Annotated in this window: 18 protein-coding genes and 2 tRNA genes; 15 read left to right on the forward strand and 5 right to left on the reverse strand. The window is 62.9% G+C overall.

Going from position 1 to position 21,107, the window contains the following annotated elements; translation table 11 throughout:
- The first annotated feature begins 261 nt into the window (after nt 1-261).
- The 15 genes from POF53_RS06405 (at nt 262) to POF53_RS06475 (ending at nt 16,760) form a co-directional block, all read left to right on the forward strand.
- Nucleotides 262-1,068: a ThiF family adenylyltransferase gene (locus POF53_RS06405; protein WP_254465167.1), complete on the forward strand. Its 807-nt coding sequence runs from the start codon at nt 262-264 to the stop codon at nt 1,066-1,068.
- Nucleotides 1,065-2,318, forward strand: a complete 1,254-nt coding sequence (locus POF53_RS06410) for a beta-eliminating lyase-related protein (protein ID WP_232856638.1) — start codon at nt 1,065-1,067, stop codon at nt 2,316-2,318. Before POF53_RS06405 ends, POF53_RS06410 begins: the two co-directional genes overlap by 4 nt.
- Nucleotides 2,315-3,154, forward strand: coding sequence for an outer membrane lipoprotein-sorting protein (locus tag POF53_RS06415; protein WP_203650124.1), 840 nt, complete (start codon nt 2,315-2,317; stop codon nt 3,152-3,154). The genes POF53_RS06410 and POF53_RS06415 overlap by 4 nt, the downstream gene beginning before the upstream one ends.
- A gap of 56 nt (nt 3,155-3,210) precedes the next feature.
- Nucleotides 3,211-4,482: a DUF1302 family protein gene (locus tag POF53_RS06420; RefSeq protein ID WP_203650126.1), complete on the forward strand. Its 1,272-nt coding sequence runs from the start codon at nt 3,211-3,213 to the stop codon at nt 4,480-4,482.
- Nucleotides 4,483-4,640: 158 nt separating this feature from the next.
- Complete coding sequence (locus tag POF53_RS06425) at nt 4,641-5,417, forward strand: hypothetical protein (protein ID WP_203650128.1); 777 nt, start codon at nt 4,641-4,643, stop codon at nt 5,415-5,417.
- Nucleotides 5,418-5,470: 53 nt separating this feature from the next.
- Complete coding sequence (locus POF53_RS06430; protein WP_232856637.1) at nt 5,471-6,580, forward strand: adenine nucleotide alpha hydrolase family protein; 1,110 nt, start codon at nt 5,471-5,473, stop codon at nt 6,578-6,580.
- Nucleotides 6,581-6,695: 115 nt separating this feature from the next.
- Nucleotides 6,696-7,535 carry a dienelactone hydrolase family protein gene (locus POF53_RS06435; protein ID WP_232856636.1) on the forward strand — a complete coding sequence of 280 codons (840 nt, stop codon included), beginning with the start codon at nt 6,696-6,698 and terminating at the stop codon, nt 7,533-7,535.
- Nucleotides 7,523-8,479, forward strand: coding sequence for a bile acid:sodium symporter family protein (locus tag POF53_RS06440; protein WP_203650135.1), 957 nt, complete (start codon nt 7,523-7,525; stop codon nt 8,477-8,479). Before POF53_RS06435 ends, POF53_RS06440 begins: the two co-directional genes overlap by 13 nt.
- Nucleotides 8,480-8,485: 6 nt before the next feature.
- Nucleotides 8,486-9,769, forward strand: a complete 1,284-nt coding sequence (locus POF53_RS06445) for a cation:proton antiporter (protein ID WP_232856635.1) — start codon at nt 8,486-8,488, stop codon at nt 9,767-9,769.
- Nucleotides 9,770-9,882: 113 nt separating this feature from the next.
- Complete coding sequence (locus POF53_RS06450; protein ID WP_498966883.1) at nt 9,883-11,013, forward strand: N-acyl amino acid synthase FeeM domain-containing protein; 1,131 nt, start codon at nt 9,883-9,885, stop codon at nt 11,011-11,013.
- Nucleotides 11,014-11,035: 22 nt separating this feature from the next.
- Nucleotides 11,036-12,178 (forward strand): cupin-like domain-containing protein, encoded by a 1,143-nt coding sequence (locus POF53_RS06455; RefSeq protein WP_139668245.1) that lies wholly within the window; start codon nt 11,036-11,038, stop codon nt 12,176-12,178.
- Nucleotides 12,179-12,280: 102 nt separating this feature from the next.
- On the forward strand, nt 12,281-12,715 hold the full coding sequence (locus POF53_RS06460) for an MAPEG family protein (protein ID WP_028690310.1): 435 nt from the start codon (nt 12,281-12,283) through the stop codon (nt 12,713-12,715).
- Nucleotides 12,716-12,766: 51 nt separating this feature from the next.
- A complete protein-coding gene (locus POF53_RS06465) occupies nt 12,767-15,058 on the forward strand; it encodes an efflux RND transporter permease subunit (protein WP_203650152.1) in 2,292 nt (763 codons plus the stop codon).
- Between the two features lie 33 nt (nt 15,059-15,091).
- On the forward strand, nt 15,092-15,784 hold the full coding sequence (locus POF53_RS06470; RefSeq protein ID WP_203650154.1) for a glutathione S-transferase family protein: 693 nt from the start codon (nt 15,092-15,094) through the stop codon (nt 15,782-15,784).
- Between the two features lie 181 nt (nt 15,785-15,965).
- Entirely contained in the window at nt 15,966-16,760 is a 795-nt protein-coding gene (locus tag POF53_RS06475; RefSeq protein WP_498966887.1) for a TetR/AcrR family transcriptional regulator, read from the forward strand.
- A 219-nt stretch (nt 16,761-16,979) separates the two neighbouring features.
- Here POF53_RS06475 and POF53_RS06480 read toward each other — a convergent pair whose 3' ends face one another.
- The 5 genes from POF53_RS06480 to POF53_RS06500 form a co-directional block, all read right to left on the reverse strand.
- Nucleotides 16,980-17,678 carry a LexA family transcriptional regulator gene (locus POF53_RS06480; protein ID WP_203650156.1) on the reverse strand — a complete coding sequence of 233 codons (699 nt, stop codon included), beginning with the start codon at nt 17,676-17,678 and terminating at the stop codon, nt 16,980-16,982.
- 190 nt (nt 17,679-17,868) lie between these two features.
- Nucleotides 17,869-19,434: an ABC transporter permease gene (locus POF53_RS06485; RefSeq protein WP_498966889.1), complete on the reverse strand. Its 1,566-nt coding sequence runs from the start codon at nt 19,432-19,434 to the stop codon at nt 17,869-17,871.
- Nucleotides 19,434-20,447 (reverse strand): extracellular solute-binding protein, encoded by a 1,014-nt coding sequence (locus tag POF53_RS06490; protein ID WP_203650167.1) that lies wholly within the window; start codon nt 20,445-20,447, stop codon nt 19,434-19,436. The genes POF53_RS06485 and POF53_RS06490 overlap by 1 nt, the downstream gene beginning before the upstream one ends.
- Nucleotides 20,448-20,729: 282 nt before the next feature.
- A tRNA-Leu gene (locus tag POF53_RS06495) sits at nt 20,730-20,816 on the reverse strand.
- Between the two features lie 88 nt (nt 20,817-20,904).
- A tRNA-Leu gene (locus POF53_RS06500) sits at nt 20,905-20,991 on the reverse strand.
- Nucleotides 20,992-21,107: the final 116 nt, after the last annotated feature.

Raw genomic sequence — 21,107 nt, forward strand, 5'->3', positions numbered from 1 at the left:
TAGTGTACTGAGGGTTTTATTAATTGGCGGTGTTGCGCAACTACTGCGTGGTGTCTCGTTGTGCCTGCGATTTGCCGTTGTTTATTTACTCGTCGGTTTAATTAGTTGGCCGGTGCGATAGGGCCGGCTTGAAATTGTTTGTGACATTTTGCCGAAGGAAGTATTGGCAACGTGTCCTTCCTGCGCCTCGCAGGAGGCATGGCGGCCTCTGGCAGCATTGCCAAGGCAAGGATCCACACACGTGAGAAAAGGAGTTTCAGGATGAGCAACGACGATATGCTGAACCGCTCGCTACCTCTGTTGACCGAGGCGGGCATCGACAAGCTTGCGTCCAGCCGGGTGGTGATCGCCGGTTGTGGCGGCGTGGGTGGCGCCATGGCACTCACCCTGTGCCGGATGGGCGTACAGTCATTCAAGCTGGCTGACCCGGGCGCTTTCGATCCGCCCGACATGAACCGCCAATGGGCCGCGACGGGTGCTTCGCTGGGCCGAAACAAGGCCCTGGTGTATCGCGAGCTGATTCTCGACCTCAATCCCCGGGCCAAGGTCGAGATCTTTGTCGAAGGTATCACCGACCACAACCAGGACGAGTTTCTGTCGGGCGCTGACATCCTGGTCGACTGCCTGGATGCCAACGTGCCCCACTCGCTGCGTGAGTCCATCCACCGCAAGGCACACGAGCGTGGGGTGTTCAGCGTTGTCGGGCCGATCATGGGCTTCGGCTGCTTTGCCTTGTGCTCCTCACCGCAAGGGTTGGGAATGGAGTACTGGACGCAGACGCTCAAGGTGGCCAAGGAGCAGGGCTCCCTGCCGCGGATCTTCGACGAAATCTTCGTGCCCCAGCACATGCAGGCGATCGTCCGCAGCCTCGAGGTTGGCAAGGTGCCAACGGTAGCTGTGGGGCCTCTGATCGCGACATCGCTGTTGGCCACTGAGTGTGTGAACCACCTGCTGCATGACCTGGTGCCGGGTTTCCGTGAACCGATCGTGCTGCCAAAGGTGATGTTCTTCGACCTCAATCGCATGAACCACAGGATCATCGACGTGTCCGAGGGAGCCTTGGCATGACGTTGCTGGCCGACACCGTCGAGGCCCGCGCGCGGGTCCTGGCTCAACATGGGTTCAACCTCGACCTGATACCGTCGCGGCTGGTCCTGGACGACTACCAGACCGACAGCCTGATGCACCGCGACTACCCGAGCGTTCCTCTATTGCGCCAGGACGGCGACGGTGAGCTGGACGAGCGACTGGCTGCGGCGTTCCAGGCCTTGTTCGGCCTGCCCCAGGTGCTGGCGTTGGCCCAGGGGCGGCTGGCGGAGGCGTTGCTGGTCAACGCCCTGGTCACGGCGGGCGACTGCGTGCTTGGCAGCGCGCCATTTCCCACGCTGCAGGCGCACCTGCAGCTCAGGGGCGCCACATACTGCACGGTGTCGACGGCAGATGCCGGTGGCCAATTTCGCGCTGACCTGGACTGCGTGGCCCTGGAGCAGGCGATCAAGCGTGTGGGCCGCCAGCGCATACCTTTCCTGCTGGTCGAAGCCTGCACCAATGCCATTGGCGGCGTGCCCGTTTCGCTGGACAACCTGCGTGCAGTGAAGGCAGTGGCTGATCGTTACGGCATCCCGCTGCTACTCGACGCGACGCGGATCCTCAGCAATGCCTGTCTGATCCGCGAGTACGCCTGCGACTGGCGTGACCATGACGAACTGAGCATCGTTCAGGCCCTGTGCGCACTGGCAGACGGTGTGTTGCTGAGCGCGACGAAGGAGATGCCGACGACCATCGGTGGTTTCCTCGCGCTACGTGACCGCACCCTGTTCGAGCGTTGTCGCGACCAGGCGCTGATCTTCGGCACGGGCCTTGACCTGCTGGGCAAGCGTCGTTTGCTGGCGGCAATGCGCGAGCCGCATGGGTTGGTGAAGCAAGTTCGTTCGCGCATTGACCAGGTACGCCGTTTCCACGGCCTGTTGCAGTTGGGCGACGAGTCACAGGTGGGTGTCCATGGCGTGTTCCTCATGGCTGGCGCGCAGTTCACGGCCATGCATGCTCGCGCCTTCCTCAATCATCTGTATGTGGGCTACGGTGTGCGTGGCGCGCTCAATCCAGGGGGCTCGGCCGGCCCTGGCGATGCCCTGGTGCGTTTCGCTCTTGGCGTTCCAGGCAAGGACGAGCGTGTCCTGGACACGGCTGCGATCTGCATCCGCGAGGCGCTGCGCGAAACCGACCAGCACCTCGCCCTGGAGGAGGTCCACCGCCCTGCAGGCCTCGCCGGCGGCATGCTCGCCACTTATCGCCAGGCCGGGAGCGTGCAGCCATGAAGCGTTTGCTGATGATCATCGGCGTGCTCTGTCCGCTGCTGGCCTTCGCTGGCATGCCGGCGGGCAACCTGGTGCCAAGGGATATCATCGAGCGTTCCGAGGACCGCCCAACCGGCAAGGATTCGGTCTCGATGTTGTTGGTCACCCTGACCGACAAGGCTGGAACCAAGCGGCAGCGCGGGTTGCTTTGGTATCACCTGGCAGGCGAGCAGGGTGACCTCGACCTGCAGAAGTTCTTCTATCCCCGCAGCATTCGCAACATCGCCACCTTCAACGAGGAGGTGCGTGGCGCCGAGGACCTGCAATACCTGTACCTGCCGGCCGCCAGCCGGGTTCGGCGGGTATCTTCCAAGCACCAGACCTGGGTCGGGTCCGACTTGATCTACGAGGATCTGCAGAAGATCAACCTCGAGGACTGGACATTCAGCTATGTGGAGCAGGCCAGCGAGGAAGGTTTCGCAGTGCATGTGGTGGATTGCCAGGCCAAGCCGTCGTCGAACTCGGCGTATGCCAAGCGCCGCTACTACATCCGCGCCGACGGCAGTTACTTCCCCAGTCGGATCGACTTTTTCGATGCTGCCGGCCAGTTGATCAAGCAGGTTCGGCGCACCGAAGTGCAGGCATACGGCTCTGCCCTGTACGAGCGTTTCGTGCAGGTGAATGATCTGCGCAACGGGCATCAGACGCTGATGGAGCGACGTTGGGTTCGCGTCGATACCGGGCTGCCTGCGTCGCTGGTGACGGTGCGGCAGATGGAGAAGGGCATCGAGCACTTTGCCGAACCTGCGGACGTGCAACGCCTGGTCAGTGACGAAACCAGCAGGATGGTGGAGTGATGGTCGGGATTGTCCGAACACTTGCAGCCGTCTTGTCGCTGGCTGGCGCGCCTTGCGTGAGCGCCCAGGCGCTGGCGGCCCTGGGTGGCCAGAACACGGTGACGGGGTTTCTCGACCTGCGCTCGGCGGTTGGCCTGGGCAGCGGTGGCGAGGTGGGCTCGAGCGCCTTGAAGTCGAGCCTGGACAATGGCCTGCGAGGTCGCGGCCGGGTCGAGCTGGATCACCAGGCCGACGGCCTGCGCACGCTGGTTTCGGCGGACCTGGAGCTGGAGCACAAGCGCATGCGTTCGGCAGCCGACGAAAACGAAAGCACTGCCAGGTTGTGGGAAGGGTACGTCGAATGGGAAGGCGAGACGACCAGCTGGCGCATCGGGCGGCAGGTGATCCAGTGGGGGGTGGCGGACGAGGTCAGTGTGATCGACAGCTTCACACCCCAGGATTTTCGCAGCTTCCTGATCCATACCCGCTTCGAACGCAAGTGGCCGGTGACCGCGGTGAGCGGTCGCTACTTTCTTGATGGCGGCGATTTCTTCGAGGTGCTTTGGCAGCCGCAGTTCCGTCAGGACCTGCTGGCCCAGCCAGGCGAGGAATGGAGCCTGTTCGTGGAGAACAACTACGTGCGCGGACTGGGGTTAAGCGAGCGCTCGACCAAGGTTGAAGGTGGTCCGCTGGGCGACAGCGTGTTTGCCGCTCGGCGAGTGCTGCGGCGCGACAATTATGACCTGTCGTTCAACTATGCCTACCAGTTCGAGCAGATGGCGGCATTTCGCGCCGATATCCAGGGCTTCGACGCCAGCGGCAGGGCAGTCGGTACCGTGCAGCCTTATCACGCCCGCCAGCACACCACGTCGATGGCGTTCGAGTCGGGGCGTGACGGGATCGGTGTGCGTGGCGAACTGGCTTACGTCACCGATGCCGGTTATGTCAGCTACGACATGGCTGTGCCGGGTCTGGTCGAGCGCCGTGACACGCTCAGGGGAGTGGCCGGCATGGACTACACCTTCGCCTCGCGGACCTACATCAACCTGCAGTACACCCTCGACTACATCCGTAACCACAACGGCAACATGCAGCCGGACAAGTACCGGCCAAGCGTGACATGGCGGGTGAACGTGCCGCTCAAGGGCGAGGACCTGTGGCTGGAGTTCCAGGGGCGCGAGTTCATGAACATGACCGACCGTTTCTGGCGCCTGCAATTGCGCTGGCGGGTCACCGACGACTGGGAACTGCGCACTGGCGGAATGCATTTTGCCGGGCATGACGAAGGTATCTTCGGCCAGTTCAGGGATAACGATCAATTGTACGCAGGGGTTCACTATTACTTCTGATTGACAGGGCAATGTAGTTGCGCGCGCATGTTCATGCGGGCCATTTGCAGTAAATGCGATCGTTTGAAACGGGAGGATATGACTGTCCGTCCCTTGGCCGCGATCGCCTGTTTCATGGACTTTAAAGGTTTTATTCATCCTACAAAGGAGCGTGAAAAATGAATGTTGGCAATGATCCGATCATGATGAACGAGTACCAGATTCGTATCGCGGCGGCACGTGAGAAGTTTGCCGCCCGTGACGATGTCCAGGCGTTGTTCAACGCGCCGATGGACGCGCCGTTGGTGAACCTCTTCATGATCTACTGGAGCGCCATGAGCGCGGCACTGACTACGCCTATTCCGGAGTACCTGGCCACGGCCGGCGTGCGCTGCGAGGCCCTGGGCCTGAACAGGCTGGCCGAGTTCTTCAAGGAGCACACCGAAGAAGAAGACGGTCACCACGAGTGGGCGGCGGCGGATGTCCACAAGTTGGTGAACCTGTGGAATGCGAAGTATCCGGGAATGCCGATCAATACCGACGACTTGCTGGTTTCCAATCTGACGCCTTCGGTGCGCCGTTATCACCAGTTGCACAAGGACGTGGTGGCCGGAGATGCACCGTGGGCCGAACTTGCCATTGATGTGGAGATTGAACTGATCACCACCCAATACGGCCCAGCACTGTTGAAAGCCTGTGCCGCAGCGCTGTGTGAAGAAGGCCAGCAAAGTATTTCCTTCCTGGCCGAGCATGTGAGATTCGACTTTGGCCATACCGATACCAACTTCCGCGTGGTCGCCGAGTTGCTCGAAGCCAAGCCTGAATACACCCAGCACCTGGTCGCCATCGGCGAGCAGGCACTGACCGCCTATGGCGATTTCCTTGGGGAGGCCCTGCAACTGGCCCGGCAAGCATACGCCCGCCTGCCACACGCCCAGGTCGCCGTGAACGCGTGACCTGACACGGACCGTTATCGGAGCACGACAAGGATAGAAAGGAGCTGGTCGGTATGTTCAAGAAAGTATGTGTCAGCTGCCTGCTGACCGACGACGTCGAAGGCGTGGCGCTGGATTCGGACGGCACCTGCAACCTGTGCCGCATCTCGCAGGCGGGGGGGCGGTTGCGCCAGGACGCGCAGCGCATGCGCTTCCAGCAGGACCTGGAGGCGACTTTGCGCGCCGCCAAGGGCAGTGGCAGGAAGTACGACTGCATTGTCTCCTTCAGTGGTGGCAAGGACAGTTGCTACCTGCTGCACCGGCTGGTGGTGGACTACGGCCTGAAGGTGCTGGCGTATACCAGCGATTTCGACATACCGGCCAGGACCTGGGACAACATCCGGCGGACGGTCAAGGCACTCGGGGTGGACCATCACGTGCACCGTCCGGTCCAGAGCGTCTACCGGCGTTTCATCCGCCATCTGCTGATGAACCAGGGCCCGAAGGGGGCAGTGCACACGGTTTGCTATTTCTGGCTGGACATCCGCGAAGGGGACCTGCTGCGTTTTGCCGTGGAGAAGGACATCCCGTTGATCTTCACCGGCTATTCACCCGGCCAGCCGGAGCCCGAGCGCATGCTCTACGAGATGCCGGCGGAGCGTATCGCCCAGGATTGGACGCCCCATGAACTGTTTGCCAACGGCGTGTTCAAGGAACACGAGCGGGCGCTGTTCTGGAACCCGCAACGCCATGGCGAGGGCATCAAGCTGCCGCGCATCCTCGCGCCGTTCCATGCCTGGGACTACGACCAGGCGCGCGTCACCAACACAGTCATCGAACTGGGCCTGGTGCAGAACAAAGTGCATGCCAACCCGGTGTTGAGCAACTTCACCCTGAATTGGCTGCTGATGTATTCGGATCTCAAGCTGCTTGGCTACAACCCGTACAAGCCCGAGTTCGCCAAGCTGGTTCGCGAAGGCAAGGCGGGGCGGCGCAAGTGGCTGCTGATCTTCGCACTCATGGACTTCATGGTCCGTCGGCGGATCTTCATGGGGCGGCACATCGACCGCTCGCTGCGCGAGCTTGACCTGCGTCTGGAGGATCTGAAGATGGCGCCGCTCGAAGCGCCACCCCCGTCCAGGGCGGTGAGGCGCGTTGCTGACCAGGCACGAGACTGCGCCTGAAGGCTTGACCGACGCCGCCACGCGCCTTGGTCAGCAAGGCGCGGGCGGCATGCACGAGCGGGTGGCCGGCTGTTGGCCGAGCACCTGCCGCGGATGGCTTACCACGGATGGTTGAATGAACGATCTAGCGCTCGCTGGCGACCTTTTCGCAGGTTGCTCGGATTTCCAGTTTTCCCATGAGGGCGTGACTCGCCAGGTCTTTCGCCTGGGCGAGGGGCCCGCGGTGGTGCTCATGCACGAAGTCCCCGGACTGCACGATGGCGTGGTGCGCCTGGCCCGGCGGCTTGCCGATGCGGGCCTTGGCGTGTGGATGCCGGTGTTGTTCGGCAAGCCAGGGGTGCGGGTCTCGGCGTTGTCGGTGGCCGGTTGCATGGGCCAGGTCTGCATCTCGCGGGAGTTCCGGGTCCTGGCCAGCCGGCGCAGCAGCCCGATTACCGACTGGCTGCGGGCCTTGGCCCGAGCGGCGCACGCGGCCAGTCCAGGCCCAGGAGTGGGGGTGATCGGCATGTGCCTGACCGGTGGCTTTGGCTTGGCCATGATGGCGGACCCTGCAGTCATCGCCCCTGTGTTGGCAAACCCCTCGCTGCCCTTCGCCCTGTCCGCTGCCAAGGCCGGTGCGCTGGGTATCGAGCAGGACACGCTGGACGCTGTCGTACGGCGCTCGACCGAACAGGCCATTCCTGTACTCGGCCTGCGCTTCACCGGTGACCCGGCGGTCCCAGACGCCCGTTTCGAAAGCCTGAAGCAGGCTTTCGGCGAGCGTTTCGTCGCTTGCGAAATCGACTCGTCGGCGGACAACCCCCATGGCATCGGGCGTTGGGCCCATTCGGTGCTGGGCGTGAGTTATGTCGACGAACAGGACCACCCCACTTACCTGGCCCAAGAGGCGGTGGTGGCATTTCTCCAGGCCCAGTTGGGCCTGGGCCAGCCAGGAGAACACGTATGCAAACCATAGAACTGGCCAGGCTGATCGCCCCGGTGCTGTTGTTCGTGATGATGATCGGCATGGGGCTGGGCCTGCGCCGCAAGGACTTCGTCGACCTGCTGCAGGCGCCAACCGGGGTCGCCATCGGCACCTTGGGGCAGGTGCTGCTGCTGCCATTGATGGGGCTCTGGGTGAACTGGGTGTTTGCGCTCGACGGCACCCTGGCCCTGGGGGTGATCGTGCTGTGCCTGTGTCCGGGCGGGGTGGCCTCAAACACCATCACCTACCTGCTCAAGGGCGACGTGGCGCTGTCGATCTCGCTGACCGTGATTTCCAGTTGTATCGCCTTCATCAGCGTGCCGCTGCTGGTGGCGCTGGCGCTGGCCCACTACGGCGTTCTCGGCCAGACCGTGCAACTGCCGATGGCCGACACCGTCGTGCGCCTGTTCCTCCTCACCTTGTTGCCCTTGGCCTTGGGCATGGGGCTGGCGCGGCTCTGGCCGACTGCTTGCAAACGTCTGGAACCGCTGCTGCGGATACTCGGCTTCGCGTTCCTCATGCTGATGATCCTGGTGGTGGTGGTGAAGGAATTCCCGCTGCTGCAGGCCTATGCCGCGCGCCTGGGCTTCAGCCTGGTGGCGCTGTTCGGCAGCACCATGGGCCTTGCCTGGCTGGCAGCCAGGATGGCGGGGCTCGGCAGTGCCCAGACCCGTTCGATCACCGTCGAGATCGGCATCCAGAACAGTGCCCTGGCGCTGGTCATCGCCAGCTTGCTGGGCAGTGTCGACATGGCGATCCCGGCGATTCTCTACAGCGTCCTCGTCTGCCTGGCCGCGTTGCTGGTGGTCACGTTGCACGCCGTTGCTGCTCGCTGGCGCGTGCACCCGACCAACCCCGGGCAGCGGCCGGTCGAACCCTTCGGCGATGGACGACTCATCGGACAGCACTCAGGCGCCGCGGCGCGCAAGGATTGATCGACCATGAACTCGGCAAACATCTTCATGCAATTGCTGGTGATCCTCGGGGTCTCCCACTGTCTGGGCCGCGTCAGTTTCTGGTTGGGTCAGCCCGCAGTCATCGGGTATCTGTTGACCGGCGTGATCGTCGGGCCGATGGTACTGGGCGCGATCGATCCCGGCCTGACCGGCGCGTTGTTCGCCAACGTCACCGGCCTGATGGCGCTGGGCAAGATCGGCCTGATCTTCATCATGTTTGGCCTGGGGCTGGAAACCGGCTCGGGGAGCCATGGTGGATCGCAGGCCAAGGCTGGTGGGGCGTTGCCGATCGCGGTGTTCGGTTTCATCGGCGCGGGACTGGCTGGGGTGCTGCTTGGCTATGCCAGCCACGGCGTGTTCTCCGGCCATGTCGATCGGCTGCCCTACATGCTGTTCTTTGGCGTCGCGATGGCGGCCACCGCTGTCCCGGTGCTGGCCGGCATCCTCGCCGATCCGCGTTTTCTCCACCACCGGCTGGCGCCGCTGGTGATGAACGCAGCGGTGATCACCGACATCCTCGCCTGGTTCGCCCTGTCCCTGGTGCTGGTGCTGCTATCGAGCACGGGCTCGGCGAGCATTCTGTATTCCGGCATCACCCTGATCGTGCTGGTGGCGGTGGCCGAGTTCGTGGTCAGCCGCCGCCTGGTCGCGCCTTCGTCCGCGACCGCCGGCAGTGATCCGTCACGGCCACTGGTCGCGGCGCTGATCGTGCTGTTCACCTTCTGTGTCATCACCGACCTGGCCAACGCCCACGTGACCATCGGCGCCTTCATCGCCGGGATCGCCTTCCGCCGTCACCAGGGCCTTCGCGAGTTCTGGGAAAAGGGACCGCAGGCCTTGGTCAACCTGTTCTTCGCACCCCTGTTCTTTGGCACGGCGGCGATGAACGTGAACATCGAGGCAGGTAGCTGGTCGGGCCTGCTGGCATGGGGCGGTTTGTTCCTGCTGGTCGGCGCGCTGGGCAAGGCTGGGGTTTCGTACCTGGTGGCGCGCTGCACGGGGCTTTGCCGTCCCGACGCATTCGTCGTGGCGACGCTGATGCACACCAAGGGGGTGATGGAAATCATCCTGCTGACGGTCGGGCTGGAGATCGGCGTCATCACGACCGACCTCTACGCGATTCTCATGGTTGTCGCACTCGCGGCGACGGTCATCACCTTGCCGATCGTCCGGCTGATCCGGCCGCGCGAGCCTGCGCCCACCGCCTCAAGCGCACGGGTCGTGGCAACGCGCGAAGGTCGAGAGCGGCCAGTGCTGGAAAACCCTTGAGCAATGACGCAACTGGCAGGGAGGAGCACGACACGCATGGATCTGGGCTTCGAAAGGTAGCGATAGGGATGTTCTCGTTCAATCGATAGGAAGTGAAGCTGATGAGACCTTTGTTGAGTACAGACGTAGAAAAACGATGTGTTGACGAGGCAGGGGGGACCTGGATCCTGAGCGTCGACGATGTCCGGGGCACGGCGCGGCTATGTTCGCTGAGCGAGTCGGCACTGGTGCTGGAGACGACCCTGGCAGTACGCGTGGGCCAGGTGCTGACACTGCAGGGCCGCGACGACATCGCTCGGCGCGACCTGACCTTCGAGGCGCAGGTCGTGCAGGTGGAGGCCATCGGCGCGGTCGTGCGTTTGCATTGCCTGCCTTGCGAAACCTGCAATGGCGGGCAATGGCCGCGCGAGGTGAAGCACCTGTGCCAGCGCCTGAGGGTTGACCAGGCGATCGCCGAGGCTGGCGAACAGCCGGATCACCAACCGCGTTGCCCGGCCAGCGAACTGCACTCCAGCGCACCGGTGTTGCTGGGGCAGGCCAAATCGATCGACGACCGCGAGGCCGCCTATCGCCTGGTCTATGGCGCCTACTTCCGCAAGGGCCTGGCAGCGCCCGCGCAGAATGGGCTGTACACCAACAGCTTCCTGCTCAACCCGCAGACCGTGACCTTCGTCGGCAAGGTGGAGGGGGAGGTGGCGATGACCCTGACCTCGATTCCCGACTCGGTGGCAGCCTTGCCGATGGACGCGGTGTTCGAGGATTGCCTGGCGCCCTTGCGCAAACAAGGTCGCCGTCTGGTCGAGTTCGGCATGCTGGCGGTGAGCACCGAGCACTTCGGGGCGATGAACTACAGCATCCATGACCCCGAGCGCATGTTGTGCGTGTACTCGCTGTTCCGCATCGCCCTGCAACACGCCAAGTTCACCCGCGGCTGTACCGACGTGGTGTTCGCCGTACCGCCCAAGCACCAGGCCTTGTACCGCTTCATGGGGGTGAGCGCGATCTCCGAGGTGCGCTACTACAGCAACTACAACACCCCGGCCGTGGCGATTCGCATCGACCTGCTGTCGCTCGAACTGCGCCCGCATGTGCGCCAGTTCCTGTTCGGCAACCCCATGGCGCAGCTCCAGGATATCGGCTTGACCGAGTGGTCCGTCCAGGCCCTGGCTCGGCTGTTCGGCAGCGGTGCGGTGCAAGGTGCGCCGCAGGACGTCGCAGCGCATTTCAACAGTGAAACCCAATAAGACAACAGGGAGAGTGATAGCAATGGACAAAGTGATGAATTCCGGCAGTTTCGCCCACGTGGATTTCCCGACCATCGACCTGACCCACGACCCGAAGATCGACTGGCTGACCCGTAGCCAGTACTGGGCGGATTTCCTCCGCCGCTACTATTTCGTCGGGCGCAAGGAACATGGCCCCTATGGCTCGCAGGCATGCATCGAGCGCACCCGGCGCATCGAGGCGCGCATCCAGGAGCAGTCCCGGGCCTACGGCGACGCTCCGACGCTGCCGGTGCCGGAGGTCGAGCTCAAGGACCTGTCGCCGGAAAACTTCCACAAGATCTACCTGGAACCCAACACCCCGGTGGTGTTCCGCGGCGCTGCCAAGGACTGGGAGTCAGTGCGCAAATGGACCCCGCAATACCTTGCCGAGCACTACGGCGATGTCAAGGTGGCGACCCGCGTGCGGGGCAACGAACTGAACGAGAAGGCGCTGCAGTACATCGACCTGCCGATCTCCGAAGTGGTGGAGAACATCCTTGGCGGAGGTACCTACTACCCGGGCCACACCGAGGACCTGTTCAACAAGCACCCCGAGCTGCGCCAGGAACTCGACCTGCCGACCCTGGGGCGCTACCTGAGCACCCGCGACAAGCGGATCATGTCGACGCAGATGTTCCTGTCTGCCGGCGGGGTGATTTCGGGCTGGCACTGCACCGGGGGACCGAACCTTTTCACCATGATCAGCGGCGTCAAGAAGTGGACCTTCGTGCATCCCAAGCACTCGATGTGGATGCACCCGATTACCCGCAAGGACATGTTTTACGCCGCAACCATGCTCGACTGGCGCAAGAGCCACGACGAGATCGAGGCCGACGGCTATCCGCTGTATCGCTACATTCCCAAGTACACCACCACCCTGGAGGCGGGTGACGTGCTGTTCTCGCCACACTGGTGGTGGCACTGCGTCGAGACCCCGGTGCCTTCGCTGGCCATTGCCTCGCGGGCGATCAACAAGATGATCATGGGCAACAAGATGTTCTCGCTGATGTGGGTGACCTCGCCACGCTTCCGCCAGACCGTGATGACCGTGCTCAAGGAAGGCTGGGGCTCGGACAAGGCGACCGGCGCAAAGCTTGCGTTCGAGTTCGACACCGAGGAATTCGTGCGGCGCGTATCGCTTTAAGCTCCGGTTGAAAAGAGCCCGGCTGTTACACTGGAGTTGCCCCGGAGGCCTGAACCGCCGGGGCATCGACCAAAACACCGGAAGTTATCTAAAGGAGTAGATATGAGCGTTGTTCTGTACAGCTACACCCTGTGTGTCCTGGTGCTGTTCGCCAAGATGTTCGCGATCTCGCTCTACCAGGGCGCATACCGGATTGGCCGCCTGACCTTCAAGAATGCCGAAGATGCCGGGTTCGTCGGCCGCCCCGCCAGTGCCGAGGAATTGCCGCAGGTCTCCCGCGCCTCCCAGGCGTGGATGAACGACCTGGAGAACATTCCATTGTTCTTCGTGCTCGGTGGCATCTACGTGCTGCTCGAGGGACCGGCAGGGCCTGCGGTATGGCTGTTCTCGCTGTTCACCGCTGCACGCATCGTGCACACCGTGACCTACCTGGCGCGCTGGCAGCCATGGCGGACCCTGGCCTATGCCGTGGGTGTCGTCTGCCTGTTTGGTATTGCCGGGTTAATCATCGCTCAGCTGGCCGCCAGGGCCGGCTGATGCACCGACGACAATGAAAGGATCGCCATCGCGCGAGGTACACCCATGGGCATGGATGCAATCATTCGATTTCTGATCAACTGGCGCAGGTTGAATGCGCTGTGGGTATTGATTGCCGTGCTGGCAATCGCGCCCGGTGCGCTGGGACTGCGGTTCGATGCGTCAATCGACTCCTTCCTGCCTGAAGGCAACACCGAGCGCCAGCAGTACGAAGCGTTCAAGCAGCGCTTCGGTGAAGACCGCATGGTGGTGATTGCCCTGCCACCCCAGGCGTTGTTCAGCGACCAGGCGATGGCCAGGCTCGAGGCGGTCACCGAGCGCTTCAAGCAGTTGCCCGACGTGGCCAAGGCGACCAGCATCGCCTCGGTCAACATCATTCATGGCCAGGAGCAGGCGCTGGATATCCTGCCGGTGGCCGAGGCGCTGGCCCAGCCGACGCAGTACGATCGCCAACGGGTGCTCGACAAGCTGCGCGCCAGCCCCTTGTACCAGCGTGACCTGATCTCGCCGGACGGGCAGGTGGCGGCGATCCTCATCGAGGTCCGCTCGGCGGCTGGCGAAGGCAAGTTCGAGCGGATCCTGGCGAGCGTGGCGCCGATCATGCAAGGCAGCGGCTTCACCCTGTACCACGTCGCCGGCGAGCCGGTGGTCGAGCAACAGGTGACCAGCGACATGTGGAAGGATCTCAAGGTCTTCATTCCTCTGACTTCGCTGGTGCTGCTGGTGTTGCTGCTGGCGTTCCTGCGCAACCTGGGCGATGTCTGGGTGGTGATGGCCGTCGTGACCCTGTGCACGGCGCTGCTGCTGGGCAGCATGGGACGCCTGGGGTTGCCGATGAACGCGGTCACGGTCGGCCTGCCGTCGATCATGATGTGCGTCGCCGTGCTGGATTGCCTGCACCTGCTGGATACCCACCGGCAGGGCCTCAACGACGGCCTGCCGGTGCTCGAGGCCGCACGTCGCTCGCTGCGGCAGAACTTCGTGCCGTGTTTCCTCACCTCCTTCACCACGGCCATCGGCTTTCTCACCCTGGCGGTCAGCGAGGTGGCGCCCATCCGCTCGTTCGGCGTGATCGCCGCGCTGGCGGCAATCCTTGCCTATGTGCTGTCCTACCTGGTGATGCCGTTCCTGCTTGAGTGCGCGCCGGCCAGGCGCGTGCGACGGTCCGAGCACAAGCACCATGCCAGGTGGGTGGAGCGCCTCGCGCCGTTGTATCGTTCGCCGCGCACGCTGCCGTTGCTGACGGTCGCGGTGGTGGCCCTGGCGCTGCTGCCGATCGGTCGCCTGCATGTGGAAGCCTCGTTCCTCAACTTCATCGATCGGTCAGCACCGGTGAAGGTGTCCACGGACTTCGTCGAGCGTGAGCTCGGTGGCGTGTCCAACCTTGAGGTCAGCCTGCGGACCCAGGACAAGGGCGGGGTACTCGAACCCGCTGCGTTGCGCGAGATCGCCGCGCTGCAGGATTACCTCGGGCGAATCCCTGGGGTGGACAAGACCTTGTCGGTGGTCGACTTCCTGCGCGATATCCATCGCGAGATGAATGGAGGCGACCCGCGCTTCCAGGTATTGCCTGACAGTCGGGAGGCGGCCGAGCAATACGTCTTCACCTACTCGCTGGCGGGGCCGGACCACGAACTGACGCGTTTCATCGACTACGACAACCAGTCCACCCGAGTGCGCGTGCGCCTGCAGCAAATGCCTCACGCCCAGCTGCAGCAGGTGCTTGACCAGGTGAACGATTACCTCGACCGGCAGCCGAGTGTGTTCGAGCACAGCCTGACATCGTACTCGGTGATGCAGTCGGCGATGGTCAAGTTGCTGCTCGACGGCATGCTGTGGAGCATCCTGTTCGCGGTCGCCTGCATGCTGGTCGCGTTTTACCTGCTCATTCGTTCGTGGAAGATCGCCGCCGTCGCAGTAGTCGTCAACATCATGCCGCTGGTGGCGGTGTTCGGTGTGATGGGGGCCTTGGGCCTGTCGATCAATGTGGGTACCTCGATGATCGGCTGCATCATGTTCGGCCTGGTGGTGGACGCAACCCTGCATTGCTTCTACCACGCGCGGCACGCCCCGGCGCACCTGTCGGCCCAGCAACTGGTGGTGATGATCTTCGAGGACATTGGCGAGGCGCTGTGGACCGGCGCGCTGGTGCTGTGTGCGGGGTTCCTCGTGCTCGGACTGGGCGAATCCTATTTCACCCGCCTGTTCGGGGTGTTCTGCGCCTTGGCGATCTTCGTCTCGCTGTTCTGCAACGCCGTGGGCATACCCTACCTCATCCACCATTTCGCCAGGCGCACCGAACCCAGCGCTGATGTGTCCGGCATTGCGCTTTCCGAACGCTGATTCAGTCAGACGATCTGTTCGAGGAATTAACCGATGATTGACTTGTATACCTATGCTACGCCAAACGGTTGGAAGGTCTCGGTGATGCTGGAAGAGCTCGCCACGCCCTACCGGGCCATTCTGGTGGACCTTGCCGCGCGGGAGCAGGAAAGCGAAGCCTTCAGGGCGTTGAACCCCAACAGCCGCATTCCAGTGATCGTCGATCGTGATTCAGAGGACTTTTGCGTCTTCGAGTCCGGCGCCATCCTGGTCTATCTGGCCCAGAAGCACGGCGCACTTCTGCCCGAGGAGACCAAGGCGCGTTCGACGGTGATGCAGTGGCTGATGTTCCAGATGGGCGGTGTCGGCCCGATGATGGGCCAGGCCAACGTCTTCAACCGTTACTTTCCAGAACGCATTCCAAGTGTGATCGCTCGCTATCAGGCCGAAAGCAAGCGCCTGTTGGCTGTGCTCGACAGGCGTCTGGCCGAGCATGAGTTCCTGGCCGGGGACTACAGCATCGCCGATATCGCCAACTGGTGCTGGGCCCGCGGCCACGAGTGGTCGGGTGTCGATGTGCAGGACCTGCCGAACCTGCGGCGCTGGCTGGCGGTTATCGAGCAGCGCCCCGCAGCGCAACGTGGCGTGAAGGTGCCGTTCGATATCAGTGATGTCTTCGGTGCCGGCCGCACGGCCGAGGCTAGCGAAACCTATGCACAGCAAGGGCAGCGATTGTTCGTGCCCTAGGGTCTGTACGAACGCAGTATGGGCGAGTGCAGATACATTTCGTACGGAGCCTGAGCCTTGCCGGCTGCCTGGTCGCCGACCGGGCCGTCTTAGCCTGCAACACTTGACTGGCCGGCTCGCAGCAATGCGGGCTGGAGGGGTCAGTCATCTAAAAATTAAACAAGAATGGTATGGAAATCAGATGTCCAAACAACCGGTGATGGTGAGTAGATCGGGTCGTCCCAAGGATCAAGCGAAGCGCAAGGCAGTCCTTGAAGCGGCTAAGAGCCTCTTTCTGAGCAAAGGCTACGAGGGGAGCAGCATGGATGCGATCGCCGCCGAGGCGGGGGTCTCGAAGCTGACTGTGTACAACCACTACAGTGACAAGGCGACGTTGTTCTCGGCAGCCATCACAGCCAAGTGCGACGAGCAGCTGCCAGAGCGGCTGTTCGAGTTTTCGCCGCATGCCAGTATCGAGTCGGTTCTGCTCAAGATCGGTGGCAAGTACCTGGACCTGATCTGCAGCAGCGAGGCGGTCGCGCTGCAACGCATCATCGTGGCGATGGCCCGTCAGGAGCCGAAGCTGGCCTGCATGTTCTACGAGGCGGGTGCACAGCACATGCTCAAGGAGATGACCAAGTTGCTGATGCGTGCTTCGCTTGCAGGTCGTCTGCGCGTCGAGGATGCGCAGACGTCGGCGAAACGCTTCTTCTGCCTGCTCAAGGGTGATGACTATTTTCGCGTACTGATCGGCCTGTGTGCACCGCTGCAGGGGGAGCACGCCGAAGCGCACGTGCGTGAGGTCGTGTCGATGTTCATGGCTTTGCATGGCGGCGCGGTGCCGAGTGCCGAAGGCATGGTCGAACGCAGTCTGGGGGGCGGGTACCGATCGCGCATGCTGTTCAGGCCGGTGTTGAGCAGCCTGCCGCAGCAGATAGCCGGCGTCGGCAGGAGCGACGTCGGGGCAGGCCATCTTGGAGAAATCGACAGGAATTAAAAAGCCGGCTTGTGGCCGGCTTCTCGGGGACGGTCTTGGCTCATTTTTGATAAGCCGCAACCGCCTTAAACGGTTGGCAACATGGCCTGAAAAAGATGGCGGACGGCTGTGTGAGACGTCGCCAGGCCCTCTGGAATGCGGCTTGCACCATCAGGGGGCATGATGTGCGGCGTAGCATACCCGTGTGTGTGGCACATGCCCAGCAAAAAGTGAGGTGCTTCAGCCGGGGCGTGCCGGGCGCAGGCTCGACCACCAGAACACCCAGCCGAGGATTTCCACGTTCTGCACCCGGCGCTGATAGGCCGTATAGCGTTCACTGGGATGGTTGAGGCGGTCATGGCTGTGCAGGCACAGCGTGCCATTGTGGCCAAGGGTGAGGTGTTGCACCCGCAGGCGACCGTTGTGCAGCAGGGCGTAGCATTCGCCTTCGACCACCCGGGTGCAGCCGCGCTCGATGGCCAGCAGGGCGCCCTGGGGCAGCAGCGGGGCCATGTTGTTACCTGGCATGCCGAGGCAGATGGCCTTTTCTGCGTTGACCTGCAGGCACTCCAGGGCTCGCCGGGGTATCGGCTGATAATGCCCTGGTAGCGCCTGCAGGCTGCCATCGCGCACCTGGTGCAGTGGCAGGTGGATCAGGTCCGTGTCCAGGGCCTGCAGCGGCGGCGGCAACGCCAGGGCCGGTGCCGTTGGTGTCGCGGGAGCCAGAGGCGTCGGATGCTTCGGTCCCTCGCCACTGCGCAGCCAGCGCCTGCGTACGCAGAACAGGTCGGCGATTTCATCGAGCCGGGCCTGGGGCACGCCGCGCTTGAACCAGTTGTTGACGTGCTGCGACGAGACCTTGCGCTGGGCGGCAAAGTCGGAAGGGGTCAGGTGGCACTCCAGCAGGAGGGCTTTGAGACGGTCACCGGATGTTTTCATGGTGTCGAGTCTATAGGCCCTCGTACGGTGTGGAAATCAACCCGATGTAGAGGAATTTTGTAGGAAATGTGCTGGTTTGTAGGTATGCGCGTAGGAGTGGGTAGGAAGTTTCGTTTTGCGCGTTATCGCAGGGCAAGCCCGCCACGTGTCCGGTACACGAATACGTGCGGGCCTGTCTCGCGATGACGTCTCAGGCTTTGTTCAGATACATCCGCGTGGTCAGCAGATACACCGGCAATCCCGACACGACGATCAGCAATGCCGCATAAGGTGCCGCCGCCGCAAACTCGACGTTGGCAGTGTGCGCCCATACCTCGGTGGCCAGTGTGGTCATGCCGGTCGGGCTGAGCAGCAGGGTCGCGGTCAACTCCTTCATCGCATCCAGGAATACCAGGGCGAACGCCGCCGCCATCGCCGGGAAGATGATCGGCAGGGTGACCCGGCAGAACGCCGCGAAACTGCTAGCACCCAGGGTGCGCGCGGCTTCTTCCAGCGTCGGCGAGGCCTTGTTCAGCGCGGTGCGCACCGGCGACTGCGCCAAGGGCAGGAACAGCAAGGCATAGGCCAGGATCAGCAGCGCGGTGGTCTGGTACAGCGCCGGCACATAGTGCAGGGCGAAGAACACCAGGGTCAGGGCGATCACCAGCCCGGGCAGGGCGTGCAGCAGGTACGGCAGGCGCTCGGCCCAGATCGCCAGGCGCCCCTTGTAGCGCACCACCAGGAAGCTGATCGGCAGCGCCAGCAGCACGCAGAAACCGGCGCCGCCCAGGGATACCGACAGCGAGGTGGCCAGGGCCTTGCCGATGGCCGCGACCGGGAAGGCCGCCGACGAACCGACGCTGAGCCAGTAGCCGAGCATCGCCAGCGGAATGCCGCTGCCCAACACTGCCAGGGCCAGGCAGAACAATTGCCCCAGTGGCATCCAGCCGCGCAGGCGCAGCGGCTGCGCGCGACGAGCGACACCCTGGCCAATGCGCACATGGCGGGCCTTGCCGCGTACCCGCAGTTCCAGCCACAGCATCGCCAGGCACAGCACCAACAGCACCGCCGAGAGCATGGCCGCGTTGGCGTTGCTGAATTCCAGCTCGAACTGCTGGTAGATCGCCGTGGTGAAGGTCTGCAGGCCGAGGATCGACAGGGCGCCGAACTCCACCAGCATGTGCAGGGCGATCAGCAGCGCGCCGCCCAGCATCGATGGCCACAGCAGCGGCAGGGTGATCTTGTGGAAAACGCCCCAGCGGCCGCAGCCCAGCGTGCGCGCCGATTCCTCCAGCGAGGTGTCGAGGTTGCGCAGGGTGGCGGCCACCGGCAGGAACACCAACGGGTATTTCGACAGCGCCATCACCAGAATGGCCCCACCCAAGCCCTCGAAGTCCGAACTCAGCGACACCCAGGTGAAGCTGCTGACAAACGACGGCACGGCGAACGGCAGGCACAGCACCACGCCCCACAGGCGCCGCCCCGGCAGGTCGCTGCGCTCCAGCAGCCAGGCCAGGGCCACGCCAACCAGCAGACACAGCACGGTGACGCCGACCATCAGCATCAGGGTGTTGCGCAGCAGACCCCAGACAAACGGGCGCCAGAGCAGGCGCAGGGCTTCGTGCCAGCCGGCTTCCCAGGCCTTGAGCCCGACATAAAGCAATGGCAACAGGCTCATCGTCACCAGGAACAACACGGGCAACACCACCCAGACGGAGGGTCGCTTGCGCTTCGGTACGAAGCGCGACAAGGCGGGCGAGGGCAGGGTGGCGGTCATCAGAGCAGGCCAACCTCACGTTCAAGCTCGATCGCTTCCTCGGCATTGCCAAGGTCGGCCGGCGAGATCTTCGGCGGGCGCAGCTCATCGAACGGCTTCAGGCCACGGTCCGAGACCATGCCTTTGTGCAGCGGGTATTCGGCGGTGGTCTGGGTGATCACCCGCTGGCCTTCTTCACTGGCCATCCAGTTGAGCAGGGCCTGGGCTTCCTTGGGGTGCTTGCTGGCCTTGACCACCGCGGCGCCGGAAATGGTCACCAGGTTGCCAGCATCGCCATCGGCCAGGTAGTAAAGCTTGGAGTCCAGCTTGCCGCGCTCGCGCTCGAGGGCATACCAGTAGTAGTTGTTCACCAGTACCGCGGCCACTTCGCCTTTTTCCACGGCCTTGAGGGCCACCATGTTGTTGGTGTAGGTCTTGCCGAAGGCTTTCAGGCCGGTCAGCCATTCTTCGGTGGCTTCGCGGCCATGCATCTTCAGGATGGCCACGGCCTGTTCCTGGAAGGCGCCGCTGGTGGGGACGTAGCCGACACGCCCTTCCCATTCGGGATTGGCGAAGTCCATGACCGTGGTCGGCAGGTCTTTCTCGTCGATCTTCTTCGGGTTGAACACCACGATACGGGTGCGCGCGGTGATGCCCATCCAGGTGCCGTTGGCGCCCACATATTCCTTGGGCATCATGTTCGCGGTGACGTCGTCGATCTTCGCCAGCAGGCCCAGTTCGCCCAGGTTGTTCAGGGGCGGGGATTCCTCGGTGTAGATGATGTCGGCCGGCGAGCGTGCGCCTTCCTCGATGATCTGGCTGGCCAGCTGGTTGCTGCTGCCCTTGCGGATATTGATGTGGATGCCGGTCTTGGCCTCGTAGGCCTTGGCGATGGCGTCACCGATTTCCTTGTGCTGGCCGTTGTACATCGTCAGCGTGACCGGTTCGTCTGCCAGGGCGGCCGGAGCGCCGATCACCAGGCTCAGAACTGCGGCGGCCAGGGTGCGCATCAGCGGTTGCGGGCGGATCGTCATGCGGGTATTTCCTCGCTTACGGCTACATATTTGGAAACAATGGTAAACGAAATTGTTTCTCAAATGGGCGCATGACGGGAAATTCATGGGATCTGTGTAGGAGCGGCCTTGTGCCGCGAAAGGGTCGCGCAGCGGCCCTAGGTTTCAGCGTTCACGTCAAGATCGCCGGGGTCGCTGTGCGACCCTTTCGCGGCACAAGGCCGCTCCTACAGGGGGCGCGTCGGGTGGCTGCAAAAATCGCAGGCAAGAAAAAACCCACTAGCAAGCTAGTGGGTTTTTGTATGGTGCCCAGGAGAAGACTCGAACTTCCACGACCGTTAAGTCACTGATACCTGAAACCAGCGCGTCTACCAATTCCGCCACCTGGGCAAAGCTTTGCATCATCTGATGAAGGCGACTATCGTTCGCTTTCACACAGTAGTAACAGATCCTTGGTCATCTGTTACTTGAAAAATTTTGGTGCCCAGGAGAAGACTCGAACTTCCACGACCGTTAAGTCACTGATACCTGAAACCAGCGCGTCTACCAATTCCGCCACCTGGGCACACATTCGAGATTACAAGATGCTTTACAGCGTCGTTCATCTCTACTACAACTTCGGGGTTGTCCGTCGTTGTGGTGCGCACTATACGGACGCTCCTGATGCCTGTAAACCCCTCG

The organism is Mitsuaria sp. RG (genome assembly GCF_028369275.1).
Taxonomy (GTDB): Bacteria; Pseudomonadota; Gammaproteobacteria; order Pseudomonadales; family Pseudomonadaceae; genus Aquipseudomonas; species Aquipseudomonas peradeniyensis.